We start from the raw sequence: 13,137 nt of genomic DNA on the forward strand, positions 1-13,137 counted from the left end.
TTGATATGACTGCGTACTCCACGCCGACTCGCATCGGCTTGATCTCCGACACGCATAACCTCGTGCGTCCGGAGGCCCTGCAGCATCTGGCCGGATGCGACGCCATCATTCATGCCGGTGATATCTGCGAGCAGGCGGTTCTCGATGCACTCGAACGCGTCGCTCCCGTCACGGCAGTACGCGGCAACAACGATATCGGCGACTGGGCTCGCGCGTTGCCGACGCACGCTACGCTCACCGTGCAGCAAGTGAAAATCCGGATCGTGCACGACATCGACGATCTCGATGGGGATATGCGCAGCGAGGGAATTGGCGTCGTCGTCACCGGGCATTCACACAAACCGCTGATCGAGGAGCGCGACGGCGTGCTGTTCGTGAACCCGGGCAGTGCCGGGCCGCGACGTTTCAAGCTACCGGTGTCGGCGGGTCTGCTGGTAGTGGAGGGCGCGAGTGCCACGGCCACGTGGCACTCGTTGCTTTAGGCTCGCGCCGTAGCTCCCGACGCGAAGTTCTCTTCGTCCATCTCCTCCGCCGCGCGTTCGCCGCGCAGCACGGCGTGCGCTTCAGCACGCGTGCCGACGCACGGACCCGAGCCGAGCAGCGGCCGGCGCGCGGTTTCGCGCAAGGCGAGCACCGAGACGATCCCGATCAGCGATGCCGCCATCAGGTAGTACGCGGGCATCATCAGATTGCCGGTGCGGTCGACGAGCCACGCGGCGACGAGCGGCGTCGTGCCGCCGAACAGCGACACCGAGATATTGAAGCCGATCGCGAGCGCACCGTAGCGGATGCGGGTGGGGAAGAGCGCCGGCAGCGCCGACGGCATCACGCCCGTGAAGCACGACAGCAGCACACCGAGAATCAGCAGGCCGCTAAACACCGGCAGCACCGCGCCCATGCGGATCAGCAGCAGGGCCGGAATCGACAGCGCGAACAGACCGACGCAGCCGAACAGCATCACCGGCTTGCGGCCGATCGTGTCGGACAGGCGGCCGGCGAACAACGTCATCGGCATCATCAACACCATTACGAGCAGCACGAGAAAGAGGCCATGCGTTTCGTTGAAATGCAGCGTCGAGGACAGATAGCTCGGCAGATACGATAGCGCCATGTAGTCGGTCACGTTGAAGATCAGCACGAGGCCGACGCACAGCAACAGCGCCTTCCATTGGCGGGCGAGCAGGTCGCGCAGGCTCTGTTTGGGCAGCGCCTTGTCTTCCGCTTCGCGTGCTTCGGCCTGCTTTTTGAATGCGGGCGTTTCTTCGAGCTTCATCCGGATGTACAAGCCCACCAGTCCCAACGGCCCTGCGATCAGGAACGGCACACGCCAGCCCCATGACAGCAGCGCTTCATGCGACAGCGTGGCGGTGAGCAATGCGACGGTCCCTGCGCCGAGCACGTAGCCGATCAGCGTGCCGAACTCGAGGAAGCTGCCCATGAAGCCACGGCGCTTGTCGGTGGAGAATTCGGCGATGAAGGTCGCCGCGCCGCCGTATTCGCCGCCGGTGGAGAAGCCCTGCACCAGCCGCGCGACGAGCAGTAACACGGGGGCGAAGATGCCGATCGACGAATAGCTCGGAATCAGACCGATCGCGAAGGTGCCGGCGGCCATCATGATCATCGTCATGGCGAGCACGCGCTGGCGGCCGATGCGGTCGCCGAGGGGGCCGAACACCATGCCGCCGATCGGACGCACGAGGAACGCTGCGGCGAACGTGCCGAAGGTCGCGATCAACTGCGCGGACGGATTGCTCGACGGGAAGAAAACTTGGCCAAGCGTGACGGCGATATAGCTGTACACACCAAAGTCGAACCACTCCATGGCGTTGCCGAGCGCCATGGCGCCGACGGCACGTTTGAGAAGGGATTTATCGACGACGGTGATGTCGTCGAGGGTGAGACGTTGTTCCTGGTTTTTGTGTCGCCAGAAGCCGTTGCTGGAAGCGGTCAAGGTGAAAACTCCAATGACTGCGACGAAACTCATGAAAATGCGCATGAATGTTCCGCCACGGGTGCTGGGGAAAGTGCAGTTTCGCGAGCTGGGCAAGGGCGCCGGTGACGGCCTTGACGGGTGGGCAAGGGCGTGAAAACGGAGACGCCGGTGCCACGCATGGCCCTTACGCGCATGTCGCGAAATTGCACTGCTCTAGTGCTGCTGATTGTTTTGCATCTGCGTGGCCGTGGAAGGGGGGCAGATGCATGAGGACGCTCGCGCGGTTCGAAACCGGCGGGGCGCCGCTGAAAGGCCTGGCACGAAAAAGGCCGGTGATGACCGCGAAAATCCCGCGACGTGACCGACAAGCCTTCTTGTATAAAAACTGCTCAATCCGGAGTGCGAGGCGCACGGCGCCGCACGGTAGATTGAATGCGAATGATGGTGAATTGCTGTTGGAACGACGCACATAATAGCACGATGACAGAGGATCGTGCAAACGGCGTAGCCGGCGGGAGGGTGTCCGAGGGCGCCGAATCCCTTGCGGGACGGGGGATTCGGGCGAGTGTGAGAAGTTGAAACGGGGGCTTAAAAGCAGCTCGTTTCGGGCTCGGATCGTGGCCCGATAAGTGGCCGGTTTCGAGTCGAATGGGCGAAAAAAATCCGCACACGCGGCGCGGATTTTTCTTCAAACGGTGTCAGCGAGGGCGGTCGATTCGCGACCCTGCGAGCGCCGAACAGGTCAGATCAGATCGGACCAGCTCAGCTTTGCGACGGCGGCACGTAGCCCGTAGCCTGATCGGCGCCTTCGCCGAAAAAGAACTTCTCGGTCTGCTTCATCAGATACTGGCGCGCACGCGGATCGGCCATGTTCAGGCGGTTTTCGTTGATCAGCATGGTTTGCTGCTTGAGCCACGCCTGCCACGCTTCTTTCGAAATGCTTTCGTAGATCCGCTTGCCGAGTTCGCCCGGCAGCGGCGGGAAATCGAGGCCTTCGGCTTCCTTGCCGAGCTTCGCGCATTGAACCATACGAGCCATGCTGTGCTTCTCCTTTAATCGGTGGGGACGCTATTGCGCGCTGTTGCGTTTTTGGGCAGTCGCTTTATATGGGGCCGCTCAGAGCTGTTTCATCAGCACGAGCGACTTGCGCTGCCAGTTATAAAGGCGGCGGCGATCTTCCGGCAGGTCGTCGACCGTTGCCTTCACAAAGCCGCGTTTCAGGAACCAGTGTTCGGTGCGCGTCGTCAGCACGAAAATGCGCGTGAGACCGCGCGCGCGAGCGCGCTGCTCGATGCGCTTCAGAAGCCGCTCGCCGTCGCCGGTGCCTTGCGCTTCCGGTGCGACTGTGAGGCACGCCATTTCGCCGATGCGTTCCTGCGTGTAGGGATAAAGCGCCGCGCAGCCGAACAGCACGCCATCGTGCTCGATCACCGAGAAATGGTCGATGTCGCGTTCGATCTGGTGGCGGTCGCGCCGCACGAGCGTGCCGTCCGACTCCAGCGGCTCGATCAGCGCCAGAATGCCGCCGACGTCGTCCGGCGTCGCTTCGCGCAGGCTTTCGAGGTTCTCGTACGAGATCATCGTGCCCACACCATCGTGCAGGAACAGTTCGAGCAGCAGACTGCCGTCGAGCGCGTAGGGGATGATGTGCGCCCGCGCCACGCCGCCACGGCAGGCGCGGATGCAGTGCTTCAGATAGAAGCCGGCGTCGCCGGTGACTTCGCCGCTTTCATGCAGCTTGTAGGCGTCGTCGAGCGACAGTTCGCGCATCAGTTCGGTGCCGTCTTCGCCATCCTGCATCAGGCCCGGCGTCTCGGTCAGGAACACGATCTTGTCGGCGCGCAGCGCGATGGCGGCCGCCGAGGCCACATCTTCCATGGCCAGATTGAACGCCTCGCCGGTGGGCGAGAAGCCGAGCGGCGAGAGCAGCACGAGCTTGCGGCTGGCGAGAGAATGGCGGATCGAATCCGCGTCGATCTTGCGCACCACGCCTGTGTGGGCGAAGTCCACCCCGTCCAGAATGCCGACCGGCCGCGCCGTCACGAAGTTGCCGGACACCACGCTGATGTGCGCGTGCGCCATCGGCGTGTTCGGCAAGCCCTGGCTGATCGCCGCCTCGATGTCCAGACGCACTTCGCCGGCCGCTTCCTTCGCGGATTCGAGCGCGCGCGCGTCCGTGATGCGCATGCCGTGCGAAAACTCGGACTCCACGCCGTGCAGGCTCATCTGCTCTTCGACCTGCGGTCGCGAGCCGTGGACGAGCACGATCTGGATGCCCATGGCCTGCAGCAGCGCGATGTCCGACACCAGCGCGTTCAGTAGCCCTTGATGCACCACTTCGCCGCCGAACCCGACGACGAACGTCTTGTTGCGGAACGCGTGAATGTACGGGGCAACCGAACGCATCCAGTCGACGAATTGCGCGTGTTGCGAGTCGGATTCCGTGGCGCCGGACGTGGCCGGAGCGCTGGCGGGCGTGGGGACGAGGTCGGTTTGGGAATTCATGCCCGGGATTATAATGCGCCCCCATGTCGAATGTACCCAAAAGTCCCGCTTCGGCGAACGAGAAAACGGCGCAAGGCGCCGGATCAGACCCATCGCGCGAGTCGCACGGCGAGGGAGGGGCGCGCGCGCGGCCTGCTGGCGGCGTGAAGCAGCAACCGCAGGCGACGCAAAAGTCGCCGCAGGCAGGGCAGCAGTCACGTGAGCCGCGTCGCGAGCACGGCGTTGACCCGAAAGCGTCATCGAAGCCGGCTCAAGGGCAACGCCCGCGTGATGACGCTCGCCGTCAAGCGGGTGCAGGCCAGGGGCCGGATCAGCGGGGGCGCAATACGCCTCGGGATGCGCAAAACACGGCCGGCCCTACGCGTGGCGCTGATGGCGAGCGCGAACCGCGGGCGCCACGTCCGCCGCGCGCCGCGCGGATAGTCGAGCCCAATCCGATTCCGCCTATCACCTTCCCCGAAGCGCTGCCGGTTTCCGGCCGACGCGAGGAAATCGCGCGGGCGATTGCCAATAATCAGGTGGTGATCGTTTGCGGCGAGACCGGCTCGGGTAAGACCACGCAGTTGCCGAAAATCTGTCTCGAGCTCGGGCGTGGGCTCGGTGCGGGCGGCTCGGGCCTGATCGGCCATACGCAGCCGCGCCGGATTGCGGCATCGGCGACGGGCCGGCGCATTGCCGAAGAGCTCGGCACGCCGTTTGGCGAAGTGGTCGGATACAAGGTGCGGTTCACCGACAATCTCTCGCCGGGCGCGTCGGTCAAGCTGATGACGGACGGCATCCTGCTGGCGGAGACGCAGACCGATCCGCTGCTCAAGGCCTACGACACGCTGATCATCGACGAAGCGCACGAGCGCAGCCTGAACATCGATTTTCTGCTTGGCTATTTGCGTGAAGTTTTGCCGAAGCGGCCGGATCTGAAGCTGATCGTCACCTCGGCCACCATCGATGCGGATCGTTTTGCGCGCCACTTCGGCACGGAAGACAAGCCCGCGCCGGTGATCGAGGTGAGCGGGCGGCTCTATCCGGTCGAGGTGCGCTATCGCGCGGTGGCGGAAGACAGTCCGGCCGTGAAGTCCGCGGAAGGCTCCTCGTCGTCATCGTCTTCTTCATCGCGCGAGCGGCCCAAAACGCAGCGCGAGACCGATCGCGATCTGATGGACGCCATCATCGACGCCGTGGATGAACTGTGCCGCGAAGGTCCCGGCGACGTGCTGGTGTTCCTGCCAGGCGAGCGCGAAATTCGCGACGCCGCCGAGGCGCTGCGCAAGCATCATCCGCCGCATACGGAAATTTTGCCGCTGTTCGCGCGGTTGTCGGCGGCGGAGCAGGAGCGCGTGTTCCGGTCATCGAACGCGCGGCGCATCGTGCTGGCCACCAACGTCGCGGAAACTTCGCTGACCGTGCCGGGGATTCGCTACGTCGTCGATACGGGTTTGGCTCGCGTGAAGCGCTACTCGTACCGTAACAAGGTCGAGCAGTTGCAGGTGGAGTCGATCTCGCAGGCGGCGGCCAATCAGCGGGCCGGTCGTTGCGGCCGGGTCGCGGATGGCGTGTGCATCCGCCTCTACGAGGAGACCGATTTCCAGTCGCGCGTGCGCTTCACCGATCCGGAGATTTTGCGGTCGTCGCTGGCGTCCGTGATTCTGCGGATGAAGTCGCTGCACCTCACCGCGATCGAAACCTTTCCGTTCATCGAACCGCCGCCTGGCCGCGCGATTGCCGATGGGTATCAACTGCTGAACGAACTCGGCGCGGTCGACGACGATAACGAGCTCACACCGCTCGGCCGCGAACTCGCGCGCTTGCCGCTCGATCCGCGCGTCGGGCGCATGATTCTCGCTGCGCGTGATCAGCAGGCGCTGCGCGAAGTGCTGATCATCGCGAGCGCGTTGTCGGTGCAGGATCCGCGCGACCGGCCGATCGAAGCGCAGGAGCAGGCCGATCAGGCTCACCGTCGCTTTGCTGACGAGCGTTCTGAGTTTCTGCAATGGCTCAAGATCTGGAACTGGTTCGACGAGGCCATCGCGCACAAGAAGTCGAACCGGCAGTTGCATGACGAGTGTCGCGCTAATTTCTTGTCGCAACTGCGGTTGCGCGAATGGCGCGACGTTCATTCGCAATTGCTGACGGTGGTGCGCGAGCACGGCTGGCGCATCAATGAAGCCGAGGCCACTTTCGAGCAGATTCACCTCGCGCTGTTGACGGGGCTGCTCGGCAATATCGGTCTGAAGGCGGACGACGAGCCTTACTACCTCGGCGCACGCACCATCAAGTTTTATCTGTGGCCGGGTTCGGCGCTTGTGAAAAAAGCCGGGCGCTGGGTGATGGCCGCGGAACTGGTCGAAACGAGCCGGCTTTACGCGCGTTGTATCGCGAAGATCGAGCCGGAGTGGATCGAGCAGATCGGCGCGCATTTGCTAAAGAAGTCGCTCTCCGAGCCGCATTGGGAAAAGCGCGCGGCGCAGGTATCGGCCTTTGAGCGCGCCGTGCTTTACGGTCTGCCGATTTATCACCGGCGGCGGGTGAGTTTCGGCAAGCAGGACCCGGCGCGGGCGCGTGAATTGTTCATTCGCGGGGCGTTGGTGGAAGGCGAGTTCGATACCAAGCTCGCGTTTTTCGCGCACAACCGAAAGCTGCTTGCCGATATCGAGCAGCTCGAACACAAGTCGCGCCGCCAGGATGTGCTGGTCGACGATGAACTGATTTACGCGTTCTACGATCAGGCGTTGCCGCGGGGCATCTACACGGGCGCGTCATTCGAACGCTGGTATCGCGATGAAGTGAAGAAGAGCGGGCAGCCGGAAGACAAGCTTCGCCTGCTGTATCTGTCGCGTGACGATCTGATGCGTCACGAGGCGGCTGGAGTGACGACGGACCTGTTCCCGAAGCGGATGACGATGTCGGGCGTCGAGATGGCGCTGACCTATCACTTCGAGCCCGGTTCGCCGCGCGATGGCGTGACGCTTGCCGTGCCGCTCTACGCGCTGAACCAGGTGGATGCGCGGCGCTGCGAATGGCTCGTGCCCGGCATGCTGAAGGAAAAGACGCAACTGCTGCTGAAGTCGCTCCCGCAAAAGTTGCGGCGACATTGCGTGCCGCTGCCGGAATACGCCGCGGGGTTTGTGGATCGCAACGGTGGGCCGCGTTTCGGAGCGGGTGGTTTGTTGGAGTCGCTGATTGCGGATGTTCGCGAACAGACGCAGGTCGCGATGAAGCAGTCTGATTTCAAGCTCGAGACTCTGGCTGCGCATCTGTTCATGAACTTCAAGGTCGTGGATGAGCACGGGCGGCAGCTCGCGATGGGACGCAATCTCGCGCAACTGCGCGCGGAGCTCGGTGGTCAGGCGCAGCAGCATTTTCAGAAGATTGCTTCCGGGGCAGCGGGTGTGGCGCTGGCCGGGGCGAGTGGCGTAGGAGGTGGAGCGGCCGCTGATAGCGGTGATGGACGGGGACGAGAGGCGGGACCAGGATTCGGGCAAGGCGGTCATGCGCGCGGGCCGGGCGGTGCGGCAGGTATTGTGGGTGGCGCGGGTGTCGCGGGTGCAACGTCACGCGAGAGAGCGGGTCGAGCTTCGCGCGGGCCAGGTGGCGTACCGGTGCCGCAGACCGCTTCGTCAGAAACGCCGACGACGACCGCGCTCTACGAGAACCTGACGACCTGGAACTTCGGCAAGCTTCCCGAGTTGCTGGAAATCCGCCGCGGCGGGCAGACGTTGTTTGGTTATCCGGCGCTTGTCGATCGCGGGACGCATTGCGATGTCGAGGTGTTCGATTCGCCGGACGAAGCCGCGCGAATTCACCGCGCGGGATTGCGGCGATTGTTCGCGCTGCAATTGAAGGAGCCGATCAAGTATCTGGAGAAGAACCTCCCGGGTCTGCGTGAGATGGCGATGCAGTTCATGCCGCGCGGCACGCAGGAAGAGTTGCGCGACCAGTTGGTGGATACCGCGCTCGATCGCGCCTGTCTGCAGGACCCATTGCCCGCCGACGATGTCGCATTCCATACGCGACGCGATGAAGGACGCAGCCGCCTGACCCTGCTCGCGCAGGAAATTGCCCGGCTGGTGGGGCAAATTCTTAGTGAATACGCGAGCGTTACCAAGAAGCTGGTGCAGGCGAAGCCGTTTGCGGCGGCCCATGCGGACATACTAGGCCAACTCGATGCGCTGATCGGCAAACGCTTCGTGATTGATACGCCATATGCGCAGCTTGCGCACTTTCCGCGCTACCTGAAGGGGATCGTGCTGCGTATCGACAAGCTCAAAGCCGACCCGGCCCGCGACGCGCGGCAGTTTGCCGAGTTTCATCCGCTGCTGCAGAACTATCAGCGCGCGCTCGCGCAGCGCGGTGGTGTCATGGACGCGCGATTGCTGGAATTCCGCTGGTTGCTGGAGGAGTTGCGGATCTCGCTGTTTGCGCAGGAGCTGCGTACACCGATGCCGGTGTCGGTGAAGCGGCTGTACAAGGTGTGGGAATCGATGCAGCGCTAAGGGGTTTGAGCTGCGGATGCTTGACCCACGGACGATTCTTTTATCGCTCGCACGGAGTGCCGTTGTGCCGTTGCGCCGTTCGCTGTGAGCACAAAAAAGCGCGACATCGATTCCTTGGGAATCGGTGTCGCGCAAAAGATGCAGATCGCCCAGACCTGCATCCACTCGCTGCTCGTATTACCGGGCACCTGCGATGACTGTTGCCATTGTCCGGCGCGATGGCGAAGTGTCGGTATAAGTAAATTCTTAAAAAAATGTTTGATGGATCGAACGTTGGCCTTCCAGGATGAAAAAAGGCGGGTTGCTAAATTCAGCAACCCGCCTTTTAAATTTAGTAGTCCGATGCAGGGGAATCGCTATTACTGCCGGCGTTTTCCCTGCATCCTGCCAACGTCTACATTTAGAACTCGTAGCCTACTTGAGCGCGCACACCTGCATCACCCGTCGAGGTGGCCGACACTGCGCCGTTCACGAGCCATTTGCCGTTCATCGAACGGTGGGTGACACCGACAGCCAGTGCCGAGCCGTTCTTGTACGCACCAGCTCCGCCAGCCACAATCGTCTTGCCCGGACCCGACGGCGTCATGTTCGGCATGGCCATTGCTGCGGCGATACCGGCGTAGGCGTTCTTCGCGACCTGATTCACCGAGTCTTGCACCGCGTTCACTTGCTGGTCGGTATAGTCCTTCGCCGACATGCCTGCGGGCAGATCCCCGACGGCAGCGTGCAGTGCCGAGTTCATCTGACCGAGGTTGACGGCGTCGGTATCTTCCGTGCCGGCGGCGACGTTGGTGATCTGACGCTCGTGACCTGCTGAGCCCATGGACACCGTGTTATCGCGGTCTGCGACAGAGTCGGCGCCGATCGCTACGGAGTTGTTGCCCGTTGCCTTGGCGTGATGACCCATCGCCGTGCTGTTGTCGCCCGAGGCGATGGAGCCTGCGCCGTCGGCGGTGCTGTTGTTGCCGGAGGCGGTGGAGTTCGCGCCGGTTGCGGTGCTGTCGCTGCCCGAGGCTGTCGAGTTTGCACCGGTTGCCGTGCTGTTGTCGCCTGTCGCCGAGCCGTTGCTTGCGTTGTTCACGGTAATCTCTGTGACGCGAGAATCGATGCTCGTCATTTGCGTGGTGATGCCGCTGATCTGTTGCTGGAGGTTATCCTGCACCGCGTACAGCTGGCTACCGTTGACCGCATCGAGGCTCGTGCTGTTGACCGCGCCGTTGGCCACACCGGTCAGCACTCGCGCGCCCTGGGTGCCGGTGAAGTTCACCAGTTGGCCGTTGGTTGCGCTGGCAACCGTAATGTTGCCGGTCGCGCTGTCCTGCTGCACCAGGCCGAGGGTGCCGTTGTTGATCTCGTTGGTGATGCTGTCCATGCGGCCAGCAACGTTCGTCACTTCGGTGTCGAGATTCGAGATCGCATCGCCGGCGTTGTGCACGGTTTGACCGTTGACCACGTATGACGGAGCGGTGATCGTGCCATCGGGGTTGACGGTCGAGCCGCCGCCCATCGCGCTGGCTGTTGAGGCGCTTGCATTGAACAGTTGCGAGCCGTTGACTGCGTCGACGCTCGTTGCGTTGACCGCACCTGCTGATACGCCGGTCAGAACACGCGAGCTGCCTTGCGCATTCGTGAAGTCGACGGTGTTGCCGTTCAGACCCTTGGCCACCGTGATGTTGCCAGTCGACGCATCTTGTTGCACGAGGCCGACTTCGCCATTGTTCAACTGGTTCGTGATGTTGCTTACGTTGGTGTTCAGCGTGGCGATGTCTTTCGTGTTGCCCGCTACGCGGCTGTCGAGGTTGCTGACTGCGTCGCCGACGGTGTTGACCGTGCTGGTTGTGCCGTCTGCGTTGGTGACGGTGTAGGTTGGGGCGATTACTGCGCCGGTGGTCGGATCGACTGCTGCGCCGCCGCCCAGTGCTGTGGTCACGCCCTTGAGTTGCGAGACGTTGACTGCGTCTGTATCGGCCGTGCCGTTCGACACGCTTTTCAGCTGGCGTGTACCTGCTGTGCCGGCGAAGTCTACTGCTGCACCGTCGGTGGTTTTGCCTACCGTCAGGTTTGCGCCTGCGGATGCTTGCTGGACCAGACCTGCTGTGCCGTTGTTCATGTTGTTGACTGTATTTTGCAGGTTCGACACGCTCTGGTTCGTTGCGTACAGCTGCGAGCCGTTCACGGCGTCCATGCTTGATGCGCTCAGCGCACCAGCCTTCACGTTCGTGATGGTCGTGCCGCTCGCGCCGCCGGCCAGCGTTACCTTGCCTTTGCTGGTGTCGTCATACGCCACGAATGCGTTGGTCGCATTGCCCGAGGTGTCCACATTCAGGCCTGCGGCCTTCAGCTGCGCCACGTTCACTGCATCCGTGTTCGCTGTACCGGCCGAGACACCCTTCAGCTGACGCGTGCCTGCCGTGCCGGTGAAGTCCACCGTCGTGCCTGCCGTTGCGCTTGCCACCGTGATGGCATTCGTTGTGGCGTTCTGCTGCACCAGACCTGCCGTGCCGCTGGTGATGTTGTTGACCGTGGTGTTCAGCGTCGAGATGTCGCCGGTGTTCTTGGTGGTCGCGCCGTCAAGCTTGGTGAGCGCCGAACCCACGTCGCTGAATGTGCCGCTTTGCACCACGTACGTTGGGGCCTTGATCGTGCCCGTGCTTGCGTTATAGCTCGCACCGCCGCCCAGTGCCGCTGCGGTTGCCGTACCGTCGGCATTCACCTTCGCGTCTTCCGATTTCAGCTGGCTCACGTTCACTGCATCGGTGGCTGCCGCGCCGGCTGCCACGTTCGTGACACGACGTTCCTTGCCCGATGAGCCTACCGACACTTCGCCGTTCGCTGTCGAAGCCGTGCCCGACAGCGTGCTGTTGCCCGGGTTGTAACCCGCTGCCGTCAGATCCGCCGTGGTCGTCGAGTTCGCGCCCAGTGCCACCGAGTTTGTCGCCGAGCTATTCGCACCATAACCGAGCGCCATGGAGTTCGCCTGTGATGCTACGGAATTCACACCGACCGCAACCGAGTTGGTACCTTGAGCCCAGGAGCTTTGGCCGAACGCTGCTGAATAGTCGCCCGATGCTTCCGACTGAGGGCCAACAGCTGTGGACCTATAACCCGACGAAACAGCTCCCGCACCCAATGCGACAGCACCATTACCGCTTGCAGTCGCCGCTGTACCGATAGCCGTCGAAACGTTAGAACTAGCCGTGGCTGAATCCCCGATCGCCACACCTCCCGCGCCTCCTGTGCTTGCGGTATCCGCGTTGGCGTTGTACCCCAACGCGACGGAGCCGTAGTTTGTATAAGCTGCGGCCGATCCATCCGGACGAACAGAAGATCCCCAATTCGCGCCACCTCCCGTCTTGGCCACTGAGCCATCGCCAACCGCCGTATCCCGGCTGGAGGTAACGGTCGCGCCAGTTCCAGCGCTATAGGCGAAGGTCTGCCCAGTTGCACCCAGAGCTACAACCGCAATCGCAAGAGCGATCGTGCTCTTTCTACCTTTTCCCCGGCCCTTCGCCAGTTCCGATGTGACAGCCCAGCCACCCGTGACGGAGCTTTTAACGATGCGATAAACGTGATTCATGATATTCCCAGAAATATGATTACGAAAAATGCGTTGCTAATCTCCGTAGACATTTTGGTTGTCTCGGGATCACTTTCGCTAAGAGGTGATGGTTGGTTCAACAAAATAAATTGTAGGTGTCGTCATGTAGGGCGGCTATAGGAAAAATCTCAAGATAAAAATATAAAAGAGATTGGATCGAGTGTTGGCGCGAGCAGTATGTGTGAGCAGCGAACGTCAATCAGTTTCTAGACCTAAACGCTGAGGTTTTTCCGAACGTGACTATTGAGGATGCCTTTGTCGCCGTACCCACATTTTGCCGCCTCGAATTTGACGATACGGTACCGGTTTCGCCACATCATCTTTTGCGCGTCACTTCAATAAGAAAAATCCTAAAAATTTGTCTGGCTGCAAGGGATTGGGGCTTACAGATTTGTTACGTTCTCAAGCAGTTGCGACCTTGGTGTATAGGCAGGTCCCTGCATTTTTGTCATCGGTCTGTGGGGAGTGACATGCGATTCAGAATGCTCTTATTCAGTCCTGGCGGTGAGTCTTATAAATTAAAGACAAGTGGTCGTACGCAATTTATGTTGGGGCGACAGACTGAAAGAATGAGTTCGACTCGAAATCACACATGGACAACGAAAATTCCC

5 protein-coding genes and 2 pseudogenes are annotated in these 13,137 nt (G+C 61.9%); 2 read left to right on the forward strand and 5 right to left on the reverse strand.

Features of this window, described 5'->3' with window-relative positions; all coding sequences use genetic code 11:
* Nucleotides 1–5: 5 nt before the first annotated feature.
* On the forward strand, nt 6–482 hold the full coding sequence (locus tag P3T17_RS02200) for a metallophosphoesterase family protein (protein WP_429404443.1): 477 nt from the start codon (nt 6–8) through the stop codon (nt 480–482).
* On the opposite strand, the gene proP is transcribed toward P3T17_RS02200, so the two are convergent.
* The 3 genes from proP to argA all read right to left on the reverse strand — a co-directional run bounded on the left by proP (nt 479) and on the right by argA (nt 4,438).
* Nucleotides 479–1,984, reverse strand: coding sequence for a glycine betaine/L-proline transporter ProP (gene proP, locus P3T17_RS02205; RefSeq protein ID WP_429404444.1), 1,506 nt, complete (start codon nt 1,982–1,984; stop codon nt 479–481). The genes P3T17_RS02200 and proP overlap by 4 nt on opposite strands.
* Before the next feature lie 711 nt (nt 1,985–2,695).
* Nucleotides 2,696–2,971 (reverse strand): oxidative damage protection protein, encoded by a 276-nt coding sequence (locus tag P3T17_RS02210; RefSeq protein ID WP_074264117.1) that lies wholly within the window; start codon nt 2,969–2,971, stop codon nt 2,696–2,698.
* Between the two features lie 78 nt (nt 2,972–3,049).
* Complete coding sequence (gene argA, locus P3T17_RS02215) at nt 3,050–4,438, reverse strand: amino-acid N-acetyltransferase (protein WP_074264118.1); 1,389 nt, start codon at nt 4,436–4,438, stop codon at nt 3,050–3,052.
* A gap of 23 nt (nt 4,439–4,461) precedes the next feature.
* Here argA and hrpA point away from each other — a divergent pair, with 23 nt between their 5' ends.
* A complete protein-coding gene (hrpA, locus tag P3T17_RS02220; protein ID WP_429404445.1) occupies nt 4,462–8,928 on the forward strand; it encodes an ATP-dependent RNA helicase HrpA in 4,467 nt (1,488 codons plus the stop codon).
* A 400-nt stretch (nt 8,929–9,328) separates the two neighbouring features.
* Here the strand turns inward: hrpA and P3T17_RS02225 are convergent.
* Nucleotides 9,329–11,962: pseudogene (locus tag P3T17_RS02225) on the reverse strand (YadA-like family protein); the annotation flags it as partial.
* A gap of 9 nt (nt 11,963–11,971) precedes the next feature.
* A pseudogene (locus P3T17_RS02230) lies at nt 11,972–12,505 on the reverse strand (ESPR-type extended signal peptide-containing protein); the annotation flags it as partial.
* Nucleotides 12,506–13,137 lie beyond the last annotated feature (632 nt).

The organism is Paraburkholderia sp. GAS82 (assembly GCF_050436285.1).
Classification (GTDB): Bacteria; Pseudomonadota; Gammaproteobacteria; order Burkholderiales; family Burkholderiaceae; genus Paraburkholderia; species Paraburkholderia phenazinium_B.

What these genes read in the sequence shown, in the direction of transcription:
- P3T17_RS02200 (WP_429404443.1), top strand. Translation starts at nt 6, where the DNA reads ATGACTGCGTACTCCACGCCGACTCGCATCGGCTTGATCTCCGACACG.
- proP (WP_429404444.1), bottom strand. Translation starts at nt 1,984, where the DNA reads ATGAGTTTCGTCGCAGTCATTGGAGTTTTCACCTTGACCGCTTCCAGC.
- P3T17_RS02210 (WP_074264117.1), bottom strand. Translation starts at nt 2,971, where the DNA reads ATGGCTCGTATGGTTCAATGCGCGAAGCTCGGCAAGGAAGCCGAAGGC.
- argA (WP_074264118.1), bottom strand. Translation starts at nt 4,438, where the DNA reads ATGAATTCCCAAACCGACCTCGTCCCCACGCCCGCCAGCGCTCCGGCC.
- hrpA (WP_429404445.1), top strand. Translation starts at nt 4,462, where the DNA reads ATGTCGAATGTACCCAAAAGTCCCGCTTCGGCGAACGAGAAAACGGCG.